This is a genomic window from Aeromicrobium sp. UC242_57, from assembly GCF_044452305.1.
GTDB lineage: Bacteria > Actinomycetota > Actinomycetes > Propionibacteriales > Nocardioidaceae > Aeromicrobium.
In genome coordinates, this window is the sequence record NZ_JBIOAM010000003.1 from 1,460,325 (window position 1) to 1,479,425 (window position 19,101).

A 19,101-nucleotide genomic window follows, 5' to 3' on the forward strand; every position below is an offset into this window, starting at 1 on the left:
CTACAGCGAGTGCGCGCAGCGGAATCCCAGGTGACTCGTCGTGCTCCGAGCAGCCTGACCTTGCCGGGCGGCCGGCCGGTACCGGTGGCAGTAAGACGGAGCGCACACGTACGAGCCGCCCTTCATGACCATCCGCGTCTGCTCGCCAACGACCTGCGGGCCGCAGCAGTGGTGCACGTGCTCGACGGCGTCCTCGGGGGCGTGTGAGACGGTCCACCTCGAAGACGTCCACTCCCAGACGTTCCCGACGACGTCCACGAGACCGTAGCCGTTGGGCGGGAAGGTCCCGACCGGTGTCGTCCGCCCGTACCTACCAGGTCGCTCGACCCGCCACGGGAAGTCGCCGTGCCAGTTGTTGGCCATGACCCGCGAGCGCGGCATGTACTCGTCACCCCACGGGTAGGTCGCACCTACCAGACCACCACGGGCCGCGTGCTCCCACTCCTCCTCGGAGGCCAGACGCTTGTCCGCCCAGGCGGCATAGGCTGTCGCGTCCTCGTGGGCGATGTGCACCACCGGATGCCGTTCCGCCCGTTGAGCGTGCTCCCGGGCCCTTCGGGATGTCGCCACGACGCTCCCGGGACCCAGCGCCACCAGCGCATCCAATCGTCCAGCGGCACGGGGCCCCGGGTCGGCGTGAAGACCAACGAGCCCGGAACCAGCTCGGCCGGCGCGGCGTCCGGGAAGTCCCGCCGGGTCGGGTGCCAGCTCGGCCACGGTCACGTGCCCGGTGTCGACCACGAAGCGGCGGAACTCCGCATTCGTGACCGGATGACGGTCCATCCAAAAGCCCTCGACCGCGACCCGCCGGACAGGTCTCTCCTCGGGGTAGAAGTCCTCGCTGCCCTGCTGCAGAACGCCACCCTCGATGTGCACCATGTGCTTGTGGCTGAACCCGGGCCCGAGCATGAGCTCGTCACGGGCCATCGCAGCCGCCAGCTCACGCTCCACGTCGAAGTAGATGTCGTCGCCGACGTGGACCTGCACCTTGCCGATCGTCGCACCTGTCAGCGGGAAGCGCGGCGTGTACTCCTCGCTGATCGCGTCGCCGCTGTCGTAGCCGATGCACATGCCTTCCCCACACAACGAGAAGTGTCCGGTCTGGGTGCGGATCGTGTCCTTGGCGACGATCTCGTCATCGATGTAGAGTGTTGCGGTGCCGTGCGACTCGCCGTGCTCGCCCATCGACTCCTTCGTGAACTCGATGCCGACGGTGTGCGGACCGGTCGTGATGTCGGTCGACGAGACGAGCTTCTGCTCCGGCGGGATCCCCAGGAAGTTGTAGACGTACCAGAGCTTGTGGTCCTTGAGGAAGCAGCGAGTGCCCGCCGAACCGTGATCCCAGGGCGTACACGACCCCCTCTGCGTCGGTCGACTCCACCGTGATGGTGCCTGCGATCGTGTACGAGTTGCCGTGCGTGCTGGCGGCCAACCGTTCGGGCAGGTCCAGCGTGCCCGGGTAGTAGGTGTAGGTACCGCTCTCCGGCACCGGCATCGGGAACTCGACTGCCAGGATCTCCCGCGGCGTGAGGTCGTTCAGCGGCAGCACCTGGTAGCGCTCGGCCTCCTCGAACCACAGGTCGATGAGCTGCTTGAGCCGCTCTGGCTCCTGCTCGGCCAGGTCGTGGGCCTCCGAGCGGTCGACGTCCGTGTGGAACAGCTGCCACTGGTCGGTGTCGAAGTTGCCGATTCCCGACGTGGGTCCGTGGACGGCGACCGCCTTCCACCCCTCGTGCCACATCCCCCGGGTTCCGAGCATCTCGTAGTACTGCTTGGTCTTGCGGGTCGGCGCATCGGGCTGTGCCTCGAACGAGTAGAGCATCGACGTCCCGGGCAGCGGCGACTGCCGATAGCCGTTGACCTGCTCGGGCATCTCGAGCCCGCAGGCCTCCAGGATCGTCGGCACGATGTCGATCGCGTGGTGGTACTGGCTGCGCACCTCCCCGCGAGCCTTGATGCCCTGTGGCCAGGAGATGACCAGCGGATCGGCCACACCCCCTTGGTAGGAGTAGCGCTTGAACATCCGGAACGGCGTCGAGAAGGCGGCCGCCCAGCCGGTCGGATAGTGGTTGTAGGCGTTGGGGCCCCCGAGGTCGTCCTTCATCGCGATGTTCTGGGCGAGATCCTCGGGGAACCCGTTGAAGAACTTGTTCTCGTTGACAGAGCCGTTGGGGCTTCCCTCCCCGGACGCCCCGTTGTCGGCGGCATAGAACACGATCGTGTTGTCGAGCTGGCCCGACTCCTCCAGGTAGTCGATGATGCGCCCGACCTGGTGATCGGTGTACGAGGAGAAGCCGGCGTACACCTCGGCCATCCGGCTGAACAGCGCCCGCTCGTCGGCGTCCAGCCTCGTCCCACGGTCGCACCATGTCGCCAGGTGAGAACGTCCCGTCCGGCATCGGGTTGAGATCGGTCAGCTCGGTGCCTTCGGGAACACCCCCCGCTCGATCATCCGCGGCAGCACCCACTCGCGGTACGCCTCGTACCCGTCGTCGAACTGACCGGCGTACTGGTCGATCCACTCCTGGGGTGCATGGTGTGGCGCGTGGTTGGCACCGGGGCAGAAGAACGTGAACCAGGGCTTGTCGGGCGCCGACTGGCGCGAGTCGGCGATGAACGAGATCGCCTTGTCGGCCAGGTCGGCCGACAGGTGGTAGCCGTCGTCCGGCCCGTACGGCTGGTCGACGGAGTGATTGTCCTCGGTCAGGTCGGGGAACCATTGATTGGTCTCGCCGCCCAGGAATCCGTAGAACCGGTCGAACCCCCGTGCCAACGGCCAGTTCCGCTTGGTCGCACCCATGTGCCACTCGTCGACCGGGACGTTGTGGTTCTTGCCGATCCAGAACGTGTTCCATCCGTTCTCGCGGAGCACCTCGGCGCAGAAGGCATTCTCCATCGGGATGTGCGAGTTGTGCCCCGGATAGCCGGTCGCGCCCTCCGAGATGGAGGCAAAGCCGTTCTCGTGGTGATTGCGTCCGGTCAGCAGACATGACCGGGTCGGCGAGCACAGCGCCGTGGTGTGCCACTGGGTGTACGTCAAGCCGCTTCTCGGCGAGCCGGTCCATCGTCGGCATCGCGATCCGACCGCCGTACGGCGACCAGGCAGCCATGCCGGTGTCGTCGTACAGCACGAACAGGATGTTGGGGGCCCCAGCCGGTGCGGTCGGCGCGACGAACGGCTCCCAGTCGGCGACCGAGTCGCGGATGTCGAGGTTGATGGTGCCCTGAAATTCCTTCGTCATGGTCTCTCCCATAGGCCGGTGATCTGCACCCATCGTCGAGCGATCGCAAGCTCCGAGGCCTCACCCGATCAGGGTGAGGCCCTCGACTCCGGACGGCGAATAGCGTCGTGGCGAGACAGGCGGGAGCACACCATGGATCCACTGGCGGCAGCGTTGGGAGCGGTTCTGCCTGCGGCAGTCGGTGTCGCGATCAGCCCACTGCCGATCATCGCCTCGGTGCTGATGCTGCTCTCAGCCAAGCCGACCAGGACGGCGCCGGCCTTCGCGGCCGGGTGGTTGATCGGCCTGACTGCGGTCACGGTCATCGTCCTGCTGCTGGCCGGCCCCTCGGCCGCCGACACCGGCGGGAGTCCCACGGCGACATCGTGGATCAAGCTGGCGCTGGGCCTCGTGTTCCTGCTCCTGGCCTTCCACTCGTGGCAGACACGCCCCCGCGCGGGGTCCTCCCCCACCCCGCCGAAGTGGATGGCTGGGCTCGACCATCTGTCCCCCATTGCCGCGCTTGGCCTCGGGGCCGCCCTGTCCGGCCTCAACCCGAAGAACCTCGCACTCACCGCGACCGGTGCGGTCGCCATCGCCTCGGCCGATCTCGGCACGGCTGCGGAGGTCAGCTGCGTCGTGGTCTTCGTGATCGTCGGCAGCACGCTCGTCGTCGGACCTGTCATCGCCTTCTTCGTCGCACGTGATGCCATGTCCAGGCCGCTGGGCGGGCTCAAGTCGTTCATGCAGGACCACAATGCGGCCATCATGACGGTGCTGCTGACCGTGCTGGGCGTCTCGGACGTCGGCAAGGGTCTCGGCGGGCTGCTCGGCTGAGTCGTGAAGTCCTGGCTGGCCCCGACCCTGCGGGATACGACCGTGCGTGGCTGCGCAGCGACGTCGTCGCTGGCGTCACGGCCGGCGCCGTCGTCATTCCCCAGGCCATGGCCTACGCCACGATCGCCGAGCTTCCCGTGCAGTACGGGCTGTACACGTGCATGGTCCCGATGGTCGTGTACGCATTCCTCGGGGGCTCACGCGCCATGAGCGTGAGCACGACCTCGACGATCGCCGTGCTGACCGCGTCGACGATGGCCACGGCGGGCATCGCGGCTGGGTCGGACGACGGCGTGACGGCGCTGTCGACGGTGAATTGCTCGTCGGCCTGCTCCTGGTGGCCGGCCGGATCCTGCGGGTGGGCGGGATCGTCGAGAACATCTCACCGGCCACGATGACGGGGATCAAGGTCGGTGTGGGGCTGACCGTGGCTGCCACGCAGCTGCCGAAGGTGCTCGGCATCCCGTCCGACCCCGACGCCAGCGGATTCTTCGGGCTCGTACGGGCGGCGTTCGCCGACCTCTCCGACACCGACGGCGCGACGTTGGCGCTGTCGATCGCCTCGATCGTGGTGCTGCTGGTCGCACCCAGGATCGTGCCGGCGGTGCCGGGCCCGCTCGTCGTCGTCGGTCTCGGCATCGTGCTCGTGGCCTTCGCAGACCTCGACGACAAGGGAGTCGCCGTGATCGAGCGGGTGCCGACCGGGATACCCGCTCCCAGCATCCCGTCGCTCGACGACATCGGCGCGCTGTTTCCCGGGGCCATGGCCATCGCCGTCATGGCCTTTCTCGAGACCGTCTCGGTCGCCCGTGGCATCCGCGAGCGCGGTTAGCCGCAGATCGGCAGCAACCGGGAGCTCCTCGCCAACGGAGTCGCAGCGACGGCTGGCGCGTTCTTCCACACGCTGCCGCCCGCAGGCGGCTTCTCCCAGTCAGCCGTGAGCCTGGGCGCCGGAGCCCGCAGCCAGGCCAGCGCGCTCGTCACCGCAGGCCTCGCGGTGCTCGCAGCACTGTTCCTCGCGCCCGTCCTCGACGACCTGCCCCAGGCGACGCTCGGCTCGATGGTGCTCGTGGCGACGCTGGGACTGATCTCACCCGCCGAGCTCGCCCGCCTGTGGCGGGTCGACCCCATGGAGTTCTGGGTCGCCGTCGCGACCGCCGTCGTCGGACTGACCCAGGGGCTGCTCGTCGCCGTGCTGGTCGGTGTCCTCGCGACCCTGTACCTCGTGCTGCGCAGCTGTAACCGGTCCCACGTCGCGACCGTCGAGCCCGGTGATCCTCTGGTGCTGCGATTCGACACGGGCCTCTACACCGCGAACGTCAGGGCGAACCTCGACGCGGTGCGAGCATTGACCGCAGCCACCGAGCCGAGCACCCTCGCAGCCTCACCTGTCCCGCATCTCGATGCTGCCCGTCGCGGTCCTCGACGCAGCTGTCGGCTCGACAGCGAGCTCTCCGAGGCCGGCGTCACGGTCACCTGGTCCGGGCTGACCCCCCGTGCCCGGTCGATGGCGGCCGGCACGTCGTGGTGGCAACAGGTCGTCGCGCAAGGACGTGCCACTCCGCCCACTGCGGACGGTCCCTGATGCGCGCCAGCCAGCGAGCCGCCGCGGTCAGCGCCCGTGGTCGTGAGCTGGCCGAGCAGGTGCTCGACCGGGTGCCTGTCGCGCGCACGGCAGTCGCAGCGATCATCCGCGTAGAGGTGCTCGATCGCTCGCTGATCATCGCGGCGCAGGCGCTGTTCGCCCTCACGCCGCTGCTCGTCGTGCTGGCCGCGTTCACGCCTCACACGACCGGCACCACGGTGCTCGACCAGATCAGCTGCCGGCCACCGGGATCTCCCAGTCCGACGACCTGTCCGCCGCGGCGCTCGCCACGGCGACGTCGGAGCAGGTGCGATCGCACACCGGGGTGATCGGTGTCGTGCTCGTGATCATCTCCGCGCTGAGCTTCGCGCGGGCGCTGCAGCGCCTCTTCGAACGGGTCTGGGAGCAGGACCACCGCGGCGGGGTTGCCGGAGCGCAACGCTGCCTGGTGTGGCTCGCTGGCTGGGTCGTCTACCTCCAGCTCGTCGTGACGATCATCGCCTCGCTCGACCATCCGCTCAGCTTCTCGGCGCTGGGCATCATCCTGCAGATCGGCGCTGGCACGGCGTTGTGGTGGTGGACCGCGCACACCCTGCTGCTGGGCCGGGTCCCGTGGCGCTCCTTGTGGCTGGGCGCCGCCCTGACCGCGACCGGACTGGCCGTGATGGTGCGACTCTCCCGATTCGTCATGCCGCCCTACACCGAGGCGAACATCGAGCAGTTCGGTTCGCTCGGCGTCGTGTTCGCCGCATCGACCTGGCTCTTGGTCTTCGGCGGCGTGATCGTCCTCGGCGCCACGTTCGGCCGGGTCATCATCGAGGATCCGGTGCTGCGACAAGCCATCGCGACGTCCCGTACCACCACACCGAGGAGTCACCCATGATCCGCAGCTGCTCATGTCCTGGTTCATCATCGCCGTCGCGATCGCGATCACGGCAGCCATCGTGCCGTCGGTCGAGATCGACGGGGGCTTCTTCGCCCTGCTCGGCGTCGCGTTGGTCTTCGGGCTCGTCAACGGGCTCATCGGCCCGCTGCTGAGAATCATCTCGTTGCCCATCACGATGGTCACGTTCGGGCTGTTCGCGCTGGTCGTCAACGGGGTGCTGCTGGCGTTGTCGGCCGGCCTCAGCGATGCCCTCGACCTCGGCGGGTTCCTCGCCACGATCGTCGCGGCGCTGCTGATCTCGATCTTCTCGACCATCGTCGGCTTCGTCGTGCACCACACGGTCGGCCCGGCCGAGGCCTAGGACCCTAGAACGACCTGACGGCCACGATCCGGTGGGCGCTGCACGCCATGACCAGGGCGACGATCCAGCCGATGATCGACCAGCCCAGCAACAGGTTGATCCAGCCGATCGCGCCCGAGTTGCTCTTCCCGCGGGTCGCCGCGATCGCCCACGGGAGCATGTAGCCCGCCGTGACGATGGCCACGATCCAGGCGATCACCGCCTGCCCGCCCTTGCCGCTCTTGTCGCTCACGATCTGGTTCATCCCCACAGGCTACGGCCCACGACGCGTTGTCCACACGAGAACCCGGACGTCAACGTGACGATTCGCGCACCCCACCTCGTCGCTCCGAGGCAGGTCGAAAGGTGCTGGAGATGTTAGATTTCTCCAGGTCCACCCGATGATTCGACGACGGTGGACCACATGAGCTTCCAGCGGCCTGGCCTTCTCCGGTCCAACCGGCTTGCTGCTGGACGTTCGGTCGTGAGCGCCAGGGCAAGGGTGCAGAGGCTGCCCTCATCGGGCGGGTTCTTCTGCCCGTCCTTCTTCGTTCAAACGACTAGGAGTCACTCCATGCAGACCCCCGGGTCCCCCGAGGCATCGACCTCGACCGACCCCCAACCACGCTTCGCGGTGGGCGATCCTGGCCATCGTCGGCATCGCGCAGCTGATGGTCGTGCTCGATGCCACGATCGTCAACATCGCGTTGCCGTCGGCCCAGTACGACCTCGGCTTCGACAACGACAGCCGCCAGTGGGTCGTCACCGCCTACGCGCTGGCCTTCGGCTCCCTGCTGCTGATCGGCGGACGCCTCGGCGACCTGTTCGGCCGCAAGCAGGCCTTCGTGGTCGGCCTGTTCGGCTTCGCGATCGCGTCGGCCCTCGGCGGCGCCGCGAGCAACTTCGGCTGCTCGTCACCGCCCGCGCGCTGCAGGGTGTGTTCGCCGCGCTGCTGGCGCCAGCCGCCCTGGCGATCCTGTCGGTGACGTTCTCCGATCCGGCCGAGCGCGGCAAGGCCTTTGGCATCTTCGGCGCCATCGCCGGTGTTGGTGCGGGCATCGGCCTGCTGCTCGGCGGCGTGCTGACCGATGCACTGTCGTGGCGCTGGTGCCTGTACGTCAACCTCATCTTCGCGGTTCCGGCCGCCATCGCGACGATCTTCGTGCTGAAGTCGCACCACCGCGATCGCACCGCCGGCGGTCACTCTCGATCGATCGACCTGCCCGGAGTCCTCGCTGGCACCCTGGGCCTGTTCGCGCTCGTCTTCGCCTTCTCCTCGGCCGAGACCCGCGGCTGGGACGCACCCGTGACGATCATCTCGCTCATCGCCGCGCCAGTGCTGCTGATCGCGTTCATCGTGGTCGAAGGCCGGGTCAAGGAGCCGTTGCTGCCGCTGCGCGTCGTGTGGAACGCCACCCGCGGTGGTTCCTTCTTCTCGATCGCAGTCCTCGGTGTCGCGATGTTCGGCGTGTTCTTGTTCCTGACGTACTTCATGCAGGAGAACCTCCACTACTCGCCGACCCGTGCCGGGTTCGCCTTCATGCCGGCCAACATCGCGATCATCATCGTTGCGGGCCTGTCGGCAGCGGTGCTGCTGCCCAAGTGGGGCCCCCGGGTCCTCATCGTCGGCGGTCTCCTGCTGACGACGGCTGGCCTCGTGGTCGTCGCGCTGATCGACACGAGCTCGGGCTACATCGACATCCTGCCCGCCCTGATCCTGGTCGGGATCGGCGCCGGCATGCTGTTCACCACGACGTTCGCCACGGCGACGCTCGGGTGGACGAGCGCGACATGGGCGTCGCCTCGGCGATGCTCAACACCGCCCAGCAGGTCGGTGGATCGGTCGGCACGGCCTTGCTGTCGACGCTGTTCGCCAGCGCTCTGACCGACTTCGCACGTGACAATCCGACATCGAATCCGCTCGATGCCAGCATCCACGGCTACGTGGTGGTGTTCTGGTGGGCAGCGGCGATCACCTTCGTCGGCGCGGTGATCGCGTTCTTCATGATGCGGTCCAGCGCTGCCGACCTGGCTGAGGCGGGACCTGACCACCAGGTCGCCGCTGGCGCTCACTGACTGCTGTTCCTCACGCTCGCTGGTGCGCTCACTGCGCCAGCGAACGTGAGGAACACCTCATCTCATTGTTTTACTCCCTCAGGGGTGCGCCCGCCACTAGCCTGTGACAGCGCGTCTCGCAGCCCCTGAACAACGGAGTCCCCCCTTGAAGAAGTCGCTCTTCGCCTGCCTTGCCACTGCGATCGCGGCGGCGCTGCTCGTCTTCACGCCGGGAACCGCATCGGCGGCCATCCACACAGAGGGCTTCGACACGCCGGTGCCGACTGGCTGGACCGCGCAGAACAACAGCGCGGCGGTCGGGTCGACCACGGTGTCCCCGGCGAGCTCGCGGTCTTCGGCCCCCATCAGGGCCCGTCCTACACCAGCATGAACTTCAATGCCACGACCGGAAGCAACACGATCAGCGTCTGGTTGGTGACGCCGCCGTACAGCAGCTTGAGCAATGGGGACGCATGGTCCTTCTTCACCCGCCAGGCCGATTCCACCTTCCCCGATCGGCTCGAGGTGCGGATGTCGACCAACGGCAGCTGCTCAGCCGGATCGGGCCCGGAGAGCGTAGGCGACTTCACGACGCTGCTGACGACCGTCAATCCGGGTCTGACCACGACGGGATATCCGAAGACCTGGACAGAGATCAGCGGCGCGCTCGCCGGGATCAAGGGCGCCAAGACCGGTTGTCTGGCATTTCGCTACTTCGTCACCAACGGCGGACCCACCGGCGCCAACAGCGACTACATCGGCATCGACACGTACAGCTTCGACGACCAGCCGACCGACATCACCGCACCCGACACCACGATCCTGACCGGCCCCGACGGTGTCACCCAGGACAGCACACCGAGCTTCACCTTCGAGTCTTCCGAGACCGGCTCGACGTTCGAGTGCGCAGTCGACGACGCCACCTTCGGACCCTGCACCGGCCCCGAGACCCACACGACCGGGGATCTCACCGATGGCGACCACACCTTCGCCGTACGAGCCACCGACGCGGCAGGCAACACCGACGAGACCCCGGCGACCCGGACGTTCACGGTCGACACCACCGCACCCGACACCACGATCCTGACCGGCCCCGACGGTGTCACCCAAGACACCACCCCAGCGTTCACCTTCGAGTCCACCGAGACCGGCTCGACATTCGAGTGCGCAGTCGACGACGCCACCTTCGGACCCTGCACCGGCCCCGAGACCCACACGACCGGGGATCTCACCGATGGCGACCACACCTTCGCCGTACGAGCCACCGACGCGGCTGGCAACACCGACGAGACCCCGGCGACCCGGACGTTCACGGTCGACACCACCGCACCCGACACCACGATCCTGACCGGCCCCGACGCCGACACCCAAGACACCACCCCAGCGTTCACCTTCGAGTCCACCGAGACCGGCTCGACATTCGAGTGCGCAGTCGACGACGCCACCTTCGGACCCTGCACCGGCCCAGGAACCCACACCGCAGACCAGCTGGACCTCGGAGCACATGTCTTCGCGGTACGAGCCACCGACTCGGTCGGCAACACCGATGCCACGCCCGCGACAAGGACGTTCACGGTCAAGGCGGCAACGGTCGTTGTCCCGCCCAAGGTCTGCAACGCGGAGAAGGCCGCCGTCGCCAAGGCCAAGACAGCGGTGACGAAGGCGAACAAGAGCCTCACCTCGGCGAACAAGAAGCTGAAGTCGGCCAAGAAGGCTCTCAAGAAGGCACAGAAAGCACAGAGGGCCAAGAAGGCTTCGAAGCACAAGAAGGCCAAGGCCGTCGCCAAGGCCAAGAAGAAGGTCAGCTCCGCGAGCAAGCGAGTCAAGACGGCCAAGAAGACCGTGCAGAAGGCCAAGCGGAATCTCGCTGCTGCGTCATCGCGGCTGACGGCTGCCAGCGCTAGTCGGCACCTTCTCGACGCGCCGGTCTGGCCACGATCTCGTACGACCGGATCGGCGCGTCGAACTGGCCGTCGCCGAAATGACTCAGCAGCGCCCGCTCGACGAGCGCCGTAGCATCGGCGACGGTCCAGGTCTCGTGTCGTTCGAGGTCGAGCCGCAACGGGGTCCCTTGGCAGTAGGCAACAGCCGCGTCGGCGGCGGTGGTGCGGCAGCTGCCATCGACCTCGGTGATCGTCGTGGCGGTCAACCCGGCACGCTCCAGATCGTCGCGGATCTGGGCGGTGGAGAAGTAGCCGTGCGGGAGGCGGCTCATGAACGTCAACGGTCTCACCGGATCAGCGGCGTTGAGAGCTGACTCGATGACGTAGGGCACCTCGTTGTGCTCGATCTGGTCCCACACGTTGAAGATGAAGGACCCGTGTGGCCTGAGAACTCGTCGCGCCTCACGAAAGCCGGCCACCCGGTCGGGGAAGAACATCGCTCCGAACTGGCAGGCGACCACGTCGAACGTGCCCGACGCGAACGGCAGATCGAGGGCGTCGGCCGGTCGACGGGTCACTCGTGGATCCTCTGGCATCCTCGATGCAGCCACCGCCAGCATGGCTGGGCTGAGATCAGTGGCGGTGATGCGTGCGTCTGGACAGAGGTCCACCAGGACCCGCGTCAGTACCCCTGTTCCCGCCGCCGTCTCGAGGATGTCGCTCGGTGAATGAGCGGCCACGATGGCAGCCAGGCCATCGGCGGCCATCTGGAAGATCATCGGCACGAGCAGGCTCTCGTAGACGTCGGGAATCGTCCCGACGAACAGTGAGTCACCCTCTGCGGACCGGCCGCCGTCCATACCCCGACGGTACGCCTGTCAGGCCGTCAGCGCTGCTGCGACGAACGCCCTGATCAGTTCGGCATCCTTCTCGCCCGGAGCGCTCTCGATGCCGCTGGAGACGTCGACGCCCCACGGACTCAACGCGCGCAGTGCATCAGCGACGTTCTGAGGTGACAGTCCCCCGGCCAGCAGCCAGCGCCCATCTGGCGCACGAGATGCCAACGCCGAGGCGTCCCAGCGTTCACCCGATCCAGGATTCGGCGAGTCGAGCAGCAGCATCTCCTCGCCGTGGGCGCCGACCAGCAGGGACGGATCATGCTTCAGCGAGGTAGCCCGCCACACCCGAGGCATCACCGCTAGTGCGGATGCGAAGTCGGCGCTGTCGTAGGCAGGCCCGTGCAGCTGGAGGACGTCGAAGCCGAGGCGCCGTGCCGTCGCGGCTGCTTCGGCGGCCGCCATGTCGTTGACCACCAGCACGGTGTCGACGTGCCCGTCGGCGGCAGCGATGACGGCCGCAGCCTCGTCGTCGGTCGCCCGACGCGAGCTCGTCTGGTTCATCACGACCCCGACAGCGTGTGCGCCACTGTCTACCGCGACGCGCGCGTGCTCGGGATCTCGCAGGCCGCAGATCTTGACGTACATACCGCGATCCTCGCAGAGCGTGCCGGTCGCCTCGCTCGCAGACTCCCCTTGCGCTCGCATGGCGGTTACGATGCGTGGAAGTACACGACTCTCCGCATTGGTACCGGCGCCTCGAGCGAGCACGAGACGTGGGTCATGCGTCCCAGGAGTGCCCGGTGCCGTGAACGGTCGGCCCGACCGGGGCCGCGGACGGGAGCGGAATCGTGGCACACCATCTCCGACGCCTGGGCGGCTTCTGCGCCCGCCACGCCTTGCTCGTGATCGGCGCCTGGTTCACGGTGCTGGTCGTCGTGGGCGCGGCAGTGTCGACCTTCGGGGCCCAGACCAGCAACGACCTCACCTTGCCCGGGACGGGCAGCCAGAGCGCGAAGGACCTGCTCACCGCCAAGTTCTCACCTCAGCAAAATGGCGCCAACCCCATCGTCTTCGACGTGCGGAAGGGCAAGCTCACCGACACCGCCAACCACAAGGCGGTCGACGACGCCGTCACCGCGATCGGCAAGCAGCCGCACGTCCACAGCGTCACCAATCCGCTGACCAGTGCCGGGCAGACCGCTGGCCTGCTGTCAAAGGATGGACAGACGGCCTTCGCGCCGGTGCTGATGGACGTCGGTTCGGGTGAGCTGACCGAGGAGATCGCAGGTCGGGTGCTCGACGCGACGAAGCCGGCCCAGGACGCCGGGATCACGACGGCAGCTGGCGGCTCGATCGGATCCACGCTGTCGACCGACGAGTCGGAGACCAGCGAGATCGTTGGGATCATCGCCGCGATGATCATCCTGAGCCTCGTCCTGGGCAGCCTCGTCGCGATGGGGCTACCGATCGTCACAGCCGTCGTGGGCCTGGCCGTGGCCCTCGCCATCGTGGGCCTGGTCGGCCATCTGCTGTCCATCCCATCGAGCGGCCCGACTCTGGCCACGATGATCGGACTGGGCGTCGGCATCGACTACGCGTTGTTCCTGATCACCCGGCACCAGGATCAGCTACGTGACGGCATGCCGGTCGTCGACTCGATCGCGAACGCCGTCGCGACGTCAGGGAGCGCAATCGTCTTCGCGGGCTGCACCGTCGTGGTCGCATTGCTGTCGTTGGCTGTCGCGGGGATCTCCCCTGGTCTCGGCGCTCGGCTTCGCTTCTGCACTAGCAGTCGTCGCGGCCGTCCTGGTCGCGATCTCGTTGCTGCCAGCCTTCCTCGGTCTGCTGGGCAACCGCATCGCATGGGCCTCCCTTCCGAGGTTCATGCGGTCCCGGCGGCCGTCGGGCCAGGGCAGGTGGGCGAAGTGGGCAGGGGTGGTGCACCGTCATCCCTGGCGCGTTGCCGGATTGTCCCTCGCCCTCCTGACCCCGTTGATCGTCCCGGTATTCGCCCTCGACCTCGGCCAGGAGGATGTCGGCGCGACCTCCCCCGCCACCACGCAGAGGCAGGCCTACGACCTCATCAGCGCAGGACTGGGAGTCGGCTACAACGGCCCGTTGCAGGTCGCATCGTCACTGGACCCGCCGGCCGCGCCGAGCGACGAGTACACCCAGAAATATGACCAGGCGATGTCCTTGAAGTCGGACCTGGAGAAGAAGCAGAAGGAGCTCACGCAGCAGAAGGAGTCACTGGAGGACCAGCAGGCACAGCTGCAGGTCGAGCAGGCCGAGCTCGAGCGGCAAAAGGCTCAGCTGCAGGACGAGCAGGCCGTGCTCCAACGACAGGCCGGCGAGCTGCAGAGCCAGCAGGCATCGCTCGAAGCACAAGCTGATCGGCTCCGGACGCAACAAGCTGCCCTCGAGGCAGATCAGTCGCGGCTCGAGGCCCAACGGGCCCAGCTTCGGCAACAGGCCCAGCAGCTCGCGACGAAGATCCGTCCGCTGGCCCGAGAGCTCACGCGGCTCGTGGCGCGAGAGCGCATCCTGCAGCGGCGGATCGACGATGCCGAGCGACGTGGCGACGACGCACTGGCGGCGCGGCTCAACGCCCGGCTGGACGAGCTGGAGGCGCGTGAGACCGTCGTGCGCAAGAAGCTCGCACCGCTCGAGGCCGACGCCCGAGACCTCGCGAACCAAGGACGGCAGCTCCAGAAGCAGGCCAGCGAGCTGCAACGACGCGCCGATGCTCTGCAGCGTCAGGCCGCGGCACTCGACCGGCAGAAGTCAGCGCTGGAGCAGCAGGCAGCCGACGCCCAGGCCCAGGGCGCCGAGTTCCAGGCGGAGGCCGCAGAGCTTCAGCAGCAGGCGACTGCACTGCAGAAGCAGGCCGCCGAGCTCCAGGACCAAGCCGATGCACTCAAGGCCGCCCAGCAGCAGGCCGAGCAGGAACAGCAGCAAGCCGAGTCACTGCAGGACCAGCTGACCCAGATGATGACCACAGCAGGTGGTGACGGCCGGGGCACCGACACGCGGGTCGTCACGCTGCAGAAGGGGCTCTCGGACACCGACGGAGTGGTCGCCCTGACCCCGCCGCAGATCAACAAGAAGGGCGACGTCGTGCTGCTGTCGGCGGTGCCGTCTACTGCGCCTGCCTCGGACGACACCGCCGACCTGGTGGCAGCTGTGCGCGACGACGTGCTTCCGAAGGTCACCGACGGTACCGACATCACGTCGTACGTCGGCGGATACACCGCGTCGTACGTCGATCTCGCCTCGCTCATCTCGGCACGGCTGCTGCTGGTGATCGGCACAGTGATCCTGCTCGGCTACCTGCTGCTGATGGTCGCGTTCCGGTCGCTGCTCATCCCGCTCCAGGCAGCCGTGACGAACGTGCTGTCGGCCGCCGCCGCATTTGGGGTCCTCACCGCGACCTTCCAGTGGGGCTGGGGCATCTCGCTGCTCGGCATCGACACCGCATCGTCGTCGGTGCCGATCGCGAGCTACGTGCCGCTCATGATGTTCGCGGGCCTGTTCGGACTGTCGATGGACTACGAGGTGTTCCTGGTCAGCCACGTCCAGCAGCACCTGCACGGCAACGAGGACCCTCAGGACGCTGTACGGTCGGCGCTCGTCTCCAGCGCGAAGATCACCACCGCTGCGGCGCTCATCATGGCGTCGGTGTTCGCGAGCTTCATCCTCGACACCGATCCGACGATCAAGCAGTTCGGCGTCGGACTGTCCGTCGCCGTGCTGCTCGCCGGCATCCTGGTCGTCACCCTCGCTCCTGCCGCACTGATCATCTTCGGTCGTGCCGCCTGGTGGTTGCCCGGTTGGCTCGACCGGATCCTGCCTCACGTCTCGATTGAGGGAGACGAGCCACCGTGACGCACGACGCCAGCGGTTGCGCGGCTCGCAGACGTCCACAAGGATGGCGCGAACGAGCGAAAGGCAACGCCATGCATGTCATCATCGCCACCGACGGGTCCAAGCAGTCTCTCAACGCAGCACGCTATCTGCGGTCGACCGTCGACCCGAAGAACGTGACCTCGGTCGGGGTCCTGGCCGTGACCAGCCCCCTCGCGGCCGTCCCCTTCGCGGCAGACAGCGAAGAAGGACGCAAAGGCATCGAAGACCTCTCGTTCAAGGCCGCGGCCGAACGCGCGACGCTCGACGTCGCCGCTTGCTCGCCGACTGGGGACCGAAGGTCACCACGCAGGTCCGCAGCGGATCGCCCGCTGCAGAGATCGTCAAGGCCGCCAAGGCCAAGGATGCCGGCCTCATCGTCCTGGCCAGCAGCAGCTCGCGCGCTGGCGCGGTCCTGATGGGTTCGGTGGCCCACCGGGTGCTGAACCTGGCGACCTGCCCCGTCCTGGTCTGGCGTCCCCGCGCGAAGTCCAGCAAGAAGCGCAAGGCCTGATCGGACTGCCATGACTGGGTCGGGCGCGCCCGCGGTCGAGATCGAGGTGCCCGCTGCCGATGCGGGCGTCCTCCGCGAGGTGCGCATCTCGCACCCCGACCGGGTCTACTTCCCCGACCACGGCTGGACCAAGCTCGACCTCGTCGAGTACTACCTCGCGGTCGGCAAGCCGATCGTCCACGCCCTCTACGAACGCCCGTGCATGCTGCACCGCTTCCCCACCGGCGTCGCCGGCAAGAAGGTCCACCAGAAGAAGGTCCCGAACGGCGCTCCGCCGTGGCTGGAGACCGTGAGCATCCACTTTCCGCGGTTCGACCGGGACGTCGACGAGGTGTGCGTCACCGAGCTCGCCACCGTCATCTGGGCCGTCCAGATGTCAACCGTGGAGTTCCATCCGTGGAACAGCCGACGTGGTGACGTCGAGCAGCCGGACGAGTGGCGCATCGATCTCGATCCGGGTGATGACTGCGACTTCGCGACGGTTCGACGCGTCACGCACCTGGTCCACGAGGTGCTCGACGGCTGGGCGCGACAGGTTTCCCGAAGACGTCCGGGGGCTCTGGCATGCACGTCTACGTCCGCATCCGACCCGAGCACGGATTCGCCGACGTACGGCGCGCGGCACTGGCCTTTGCCCGCGAGGTCGAGCGAAGGTCGGACGACGTGACGACGACCTGGTGGCGCAAGGACCGTGACCCGACGCAGCTGTTCGTCGACTACAACCAGAATGCCCGCGACCACACGATGGCCGCGGCCTACTCGGTGCGCGGCTTCGCGGACGGACGAGTCTCCACGCCTGTGCGATGGGACGAGATCGACGACCTCGACCCGCACGACTTCACGATCGCGACGGTGCCGGAGCGGTTGGACCGTATCGGCGACCTGCACGCTGACATCGACGACGAGGTGTTCGACATCCGTCCACTGCTGGCATGGGCTGATCGCGACGAGAGGGATGGCGCAGAATCACCCAGACAGGTAGCGGAATAAGTCGCCGCCAGCAGTTCTTGACCCTGTCATGACTTCGACACTCTCCGCATCCGCATCCGGCACCTTCCAGATCGGCGGTGACCTCCCAGTCGTCCGCCTCGGCTACGGCACGATGCAGCTGACCGGTGAAGGCGTGTGGGGACCACCGCGCGATCACGACGCAGCGATCGCCGTCCTGCGCCGCGCGGTCGAGCTCGGCGTGACGTTCTTCGACACGGCCGACTCGTACGGCCCAGAAGTCGCCGAGGACCTGCTCCGCGAGGCGCTCCACCCGTACGCCGACGACGTCGTCATCGCCACCAAGGCCGGGCTGACCCGGCCCGGCCCCGGCGTCTGGACACCGGTCGGACGGCCTGCCTACCTGCGCCAGCAGGCCGAGCTGAGCCTGCGCCGGCTCGGGCTCGACACCGATCGACCTGTTCCAGCTGCACCGGATCGACAGCGAGGTCCCCCTCGAGGACCAGGTCGGCGAGCTCAAGGCGTTGCAGGACGAGGGCAAGATCCGGCACATCGGTCTGAGCGAGGTCACGGTCGACCAGCTCAAGCAGGCTCAGGAGGTCGCGACGATCGCTACCGTGCAGAACCTGTACAACCTGGCAGACCGCAGCGCCGAACCGCTGCTCGACTACTCCGCGGAGCAGGGCATCGGATTCATCCCGTGGTTCCCCCTGGCCACCGGCAACCTGGTCAAGGAGGGTGGCCCGCTGGCCGACATCGCGGCCGAGCACGGCGCGTCACCCTCGCAGCTCGCCCTGGCCTGGCTGCTCAAGCGCTCCCCCGTGATGCTGCCGATCCCGGGCACGTCGAGCGTCGACCACCTCGACGACAACGTCGGCGCGGCTGGCATCGACCTGACCGATGCCGAGCTCGAGGCGCTCACCGCCGCCGTCTGACCTGCCCACCGGGCTGGCCCGGAAGCCGCTACCGTGGCGGCATGAGCGCGAGGTGGGTCAACCGGGTCGAGCGGCTCTTCGAGTCGGTCCACCTGTCGTCGCGCAGGACGCCGACGGCTTTCGGATCGAGTCGTACGGCGGGCACGGCGGCCCCGGTGGCGTCATCGTCCGGGGACGCGTCCTCGACAACCCCGAGCCGTCGAGAGCCGCAGAAGGTGAAGGCGTCGGCGCTGCCCTGCGCAGGAGCGTGCAGAACTTCGTCACCCGCGAGCTGCCGGACGTCCCGCTGACGATCCACGTCAGCGGGGCGTCCGTTGACGCGATCACCGATCACGACGGCTACTTCCTCGTGCGGCTGCCAGGGTCCGCATCGCTCCAGTCGCCCTCGACGACCGGCACGGTCTCGCTGCGGGGCGAGTACCGTGGCGTGACCGGCGCGCACTCCACATCTGTCGACGTGCGGGTGCCTGATCCGGCAGCGCGGTTCGGCGTCATCTCCGACATCGACGACACCGTCATCAAGACCGGTGTCCAGCGTGCCGGCCAGATGGTGCTGCACACGCTGATCGGTTCTCAGCTGACCCGCGAGGCCTTCCCCGGCGCCGCGTCGCTCTACCGCGACCTCGCCGCGGACGCCAACCCGTTCTACTACGTCTCGTCCAGCCCCTGGAACCTGCATGCATTCCTCTCGGCCTTCCTCGAGCACCACGAATTCCCGCGCGGCCCCCCTGCTGCTGCGCGACCTGATCGGAACAGCAGAGGGACGCGAGCAGAAGCATGGACGCATCCGCGAGATCCTCGACCTGCATCCGGACCTGTCATTCGTGCTGATCGGCGACTCCGGCGAGAAGGACCCCGAGATCTACGCCGACATCGTCCGCTCCCACCCCGGGCGGATCCGCGCGGTGTACATCCGCGAGGTACGCCTCGATCCCGGCGACGGCTCGGTCGAGCAGGTCGCACAGCAGTGGGCACCCGACGTGCCGTTCGTGCTGGCGGCTGACAGCGACGCCGTGCGGGAGCACGCACAGACGCTCGGCCTGCTGTCCGGTTCACCCGATGACCAGAACGCCTGACGACCGGCCCTTTCTGCGCGAGGATGGAGGCCGCTGTCCTCGAGCTCGCGCGTCCTGCCGGACTGGGAGGCGCCAGAAC

General features: G+C 67.7%; 18 protein-coding genes and 7 pseudogenes. 20 read left to right on the forward strand and 5 right to left on the reverse strand.

Annotated features, from left to right (window positions below):
* Positions 1–1,185, reverse strand: a complete 1,185-nt coding sequence (locus ACHMWU_RS19695) for a formylglycine-generating enzyme family protein (protein ID WP_396046145.1) — start codon at positions 1,183–1,185, stop codon at positions 1–3.
* Positions 1,136–3,040 (reverse strand): annotated as a pseudogene (locus ACHMWU_RS19700) (arylsulfatase). Before ACHMWU_RS19700 ends, ACHMWU_RS19695 begins: the two are co-directional and overlap by 50 nt.
* Positions 3,041–3,374: 334 nt before the next feature.
* Between ACHMWU_RS19700 and ACHMWU_RS19705 the strand changes: the two are divergent.
* The 6 genes and pseudogenes from ACHMWU_RS19705 to ACHMWU_RS19730 all read left to right on the forward strand — a co-directional run bounded on the left by ACHMWU_RS19705 (position 3,375) and on the right by ACHMWU_RS19730 (position 6,890).
* Complete coding sequence (locus ACHMWU_RS19705) at positions 3,375–4,058, forward strand: GAP family protein (protein ID WP_396046147.1); 684 nt, start codon at positions 3,375–3,377, stop codon at positions 4,056–4,058.
* A 50-nt stretch (positions 4,059–4,108) separates the two neighbouring features.
* Positions 4,109–4,456 (forward strand): SulP family inorganic anion transporter, encoded by a 348-nt coding sequence (locus tag ACHMWU_RS19710; protein WP_396046914.1) that lies wholly within the window; start codon positions 4,109–4,111, stop codon positions 4,454–4,456.
* A pseudogene (locus ACHMWU_RS19715) lies at positions 4,417–5,643 on the forward strand (SulP family inorganic anion transporter). Before ACHMWU_RS19710 ends, ACHMWU_RS19715 begins: the two are co-directional and overlap by 40 nt.
* Positions 5,643–5,972 carry a hypothetical protein gene (locus ACHMWU_RS19720; RefSeq protein ID WP_396046149.1) on the forward strand — a complete coding sequence of 110 codons (330 nt, stop codon included), beginning with the start codon at positions 5,643–5,645 and terminating at the stop codon, positions 5,970–5,972. The pseudogene ACHMWU_RS19715 and the gene ACHMWU_RS19720 overlap by 1 nt, the downstream one beginning before the upstream one ends.
* Positions 5,951–6,526 (forward strand): YhjD/YihY/BrkB family envelope integrity protein, encoded by a 576-nt coding sequence (locus tag ACHMWU_RS19725; RefSeq protein WP_396046151.1) that lies wholly within the window; start codon positions 5,951–5,953, stop codon positions 6,524–6,526. The genes ACHMWU_RS19720 and ACHMWU_RS19725 overlap by 22 nt, the downstream gene beginning before the upstream one ends.
* A 13-nt stretch (positions 6,527–6,539) precedes the next feature.
* On the forward strand, positions 6,540–6,890 hold the full coding sequence (locus ACHMWU_RS19730; RefSeq protein WP_396046153.1) for a phage holin family protein: 351 nt from the start codon (positions 6,540–6,542) through the stop codon (positions 6,888–6,890).
* Between the two features lie 4 nt (positions 6,891–6,894).
* On the opposite strand, the gene ACHMWU_RS19735 is transcribed toward ACHMWU_RS19730, so the two are convergent.
* Entirely contained in the window at positions 6,895–7,122 is a 228-nt protein-coding gene (locus tag ACHMWU_RS19735) for a superinfection immunity protein (RefSeq protein ID WP_396046155.1), read from the reverse strand.
* Positions 7,123–7,537: 415 nt separating this feature from the next.
* Between ACHMWU_RS19735 and ACHMWU_RS19740 the strand changes: the two genes are divergently transcribed.
* From ACHMWU_RS19740 to ACHMWU_RS19760, 5 genes are all read left to right on the forward strand, one after another.
* Entirely contained in the window at positions 7,538–7,855 is a 318-nt protein-coding gene (locus ACHMWU_RS19740) for an MFS transporter (RefSeq protein ID WP_396046916.1), read from the forward strand.
* On the forward strand, positions 7,807–8,754 hold the full coding sequence (locus ACHMWU_RS19745) for an MFS transporter (RefSeq protein WP_396046157.1): 948 nt from the start codon (positions 7,807–7,809) through the stop codon (positions 8,752–8,754). The genes ACHMWU_RS19740 and ACHMWU_RS19745 overlap by 49 nt, the downstream gene beginning before the upstream one ends.
* On the forward strand, positions 8,724–8,945 hold the full coding sequence (locus tag ACHMWU_RS19750) for a hypothetical protein (RefSeq protein WP_396046159.1): 222 nt from the start codon (positions 8,724–8,726) through the stop codon (positions 8,943–8,945). The genes ACHMWU_RS19745 and ACHMWU_RS19750 overlap by 31 nt, the downstream gene beginning before the upstream one ends.
* A gap of 145 nt (positions 8,946–9,090) precedes the next feature.
* Positions 9,091–9,315 (forward strand): hypothetical protein, encoded by a 225-nt coding sequence (locus ACHMWU_RS19755; RefSeq protein WP_396046161.1) that lies wholly within the window; start codon positions 9,091–9,093, stop codon positions 9,313–9,315.
* On the forward strand, positions 9,312–10,940 hold the full coding sequence (locus ACHMWU_RS19760) for a choice-of-anchor J domain-containing protein (protein WP_396046163.1): 1,629 nt from the start codon (positions 9,312–9,314) through the stop codon (positions 10,938–10,940). Before ACHMWU_RS19755 ends, ACHMWU_RS19760 begins: the two co-directional genes overlap by 4 nt.
* On the opposite strand, the gene ACHMWU_RS19765 is transcribed toward ACHMWU_RS19760, so the two are convergent.
* On the reverse strand, positions 10,825–11,667 hold the full coding sequence (locus ACHMWU_RS19765) for a class I SAM-dependent methyltransferase (RefSeq protein ID WP_396046165.1): 843 nt from the start codon (positions 11,665–11,667) through the stop codon (positions 10,825–10,827). The two genes, ACHMWU_RS19760 and ACHMWU_RS19765, sit on opposite strands and share 116 nt — an antisense overlap.
* Positions 11,668–11,685: 18 nt before the next feature.
* Positions 11,686–12,291: a hypothetical protein gene (locus tag ACHMWU_RS19770; RefSeq protein WP_396046167.1), complete on the reverse strand. Its 606-nt coding sequence runs from the start codon at positions 12,289–12,291 to the stop codon at positions 11,686–11,688.
* A gap of 302 nt (positions 12,292–12,593) precedes the next feature.
* Here ACHMWU_RS19770 and ACHMWU_RS19775 point away from each other — a divergent pair.
* The 9 genes and pseudogenes from ACHMWU_RS19775 to ACHMWU_RS19815 all read left to right on the forward strand — a co-directional run.
* A pseudogene (locus ACHMWU_RS19775) lies at positions 12,594–13,385 on the forward strand (MMPL family transporter); the annotation flags it as partial.
* A pseudogene (locus ACHMWU_RS19780) lies at positions 13,279–13,539 on the forward strand (MMPL family transporter); the annotation flags it as partial. The pseudogenes ACHMWU_RS19775 and ACHMWU_RS19780, both read left to right, overlap by 107 nt.
* A 99-nt stretch (positions 13,540–13,638) precedes the next feature.
* Entirely contained in the window at positions 13,639–15,531 is a 1,893-nt protein-coding gene (locus ACHMWU_RS19785; RefSeq protein ID WP_396046918.1) for an MMPL family transporter, read from the forward strand.
* A gap of 295 nt (positions 15,532–15,826) precedes the next feature.
* Positions 15,827–16,063 carry a universal stress protein gene (locus ACHMWU_RS19790; RefSeq protein WP_396046169.1) on the forward strand — a complete coding sequence of 79 codons (237 nt, stop codon included), beginning with the start codon at positions 15,827–15,829 and terminating at the stop codon, positions 16,061–16,063.
* A 10-nt stretch (positions 16,064–16,073) separates the two neighbouring features.
* Positions 16,074–17,053: pseudogene (gene ligD, locus ACHMWU_RS19795) on the forward strand (non-homologous end-joining DNA ligase).
* A gap of 112 nt (positions 17,054–17,165) precedes the next feature.
* A pseudogene (locus ACHMWU_RS19800) lies at positions 17,166–17,399 on the forward strand (aldo/keto reductase); the annotation flags it as partial.
* Positions 17,400–17,487: 88 nt separating this feature from the next.
* Positions 17,488–17,946: an aldo/keto reductase gene (locus ACHMWU_RS19805; RefSeq protein WP_396046920.1), complete on the forward strand. Its 459-nt coding sequence runs from the start codon at positions 17,488–17,490 to the stop codon at positions 17,944–17,946.
* Positions 17,912–18,661: pseudogene (locus ACHMWU_RS19810) on the forward strand (phosphatase domain-containing protein); the annotation flags it as partial. The gene ACHMWU_RS19805 and the pseudogene ACHMWU_RS19810, both read left to right, overlap by 35 nt.
* Positions 18,624–19,022 (forward strand): phosphatase domain-containing protein, encoded by a 399-nt coding sequence (locus ACHMWU_RS19815; protein ID WP_396046171.1) that lies wholly within the window; start codon positions 18,624–18,626, stop codon positions 19,020–19,022. The pseudogene ACHMWU_RS19810 and the gene ACHMWU_RS19815, both read left to right, overlap by 38 nt.
* Positions 19,023–19,101: the final 79 nt, after the last annotated feature.

What these genes read in the sequence shown, in the direction of transcription:
- ACHMWU_RS19720 (WP_396046149.1), top strand. Translation starts at nt 5,643, where the DNA reads ATGCGCGCCAGCCAGCGAGCCGCCGCGGTCAGCGCCCGTGGTCGTGAG.
- ACHMWU_RS19765 (WP_396046165.1), bottom strand. Translation starts at nt 11,667, where the DNA reads ATGGACGGCGGCCGGTCCGCAGAGGGTGACTCACTGTTCGTCGGGACG.
- ACHMWU_RS19760 (WP_396046163.1), top strand. Translation starts at nt 9,312, where the DNA reads ATGAACTTCAATGCCACGACCGGAAGCAACACGATCAGCGTCTGGTTG.
- ACHMWU_RS19815 (WP_396046171.1), top strand. Translation starts at nt 18,624, where the DNA reads ATGCATTCCTCTCGGCCTTCCTCGAGCACCACGAATTCCCGCGCGGCC.
- ACHMWU_RS19770 (WP_396046167.1), bottom strand. Translation starts at nt 12,291, where the DNA reads ATGTACGTCAAGATCTGCGGCCTGCGAGATCCCGAGCACGCGCGCGTC.
- ACHMWU_RS19705 (WP_396046147.1), top strand. Translation starts at nt 3,375, where the DNA reads ATGGATCCACTGGCGGCAGCGTTGGGAGCGGTTCTGCCTGCGGCAGTC.
- ACHMWU_RS19695 (WP_396046145.1), bottom strand. Translation starts at nt 1,185, where the DNA reads ATGGGCGAGCACGGCGAGTCGCACGGCACCGCAACACTCTACATCGAT.
- ACHMWU_RS19730 (WP_396046153.1), top strand. Translation starts at nt 6,540, where the DNA reads ATGTCCTGGTTCATCATCGCCGTCGCGATCGCGATCACGGCAGCCATC.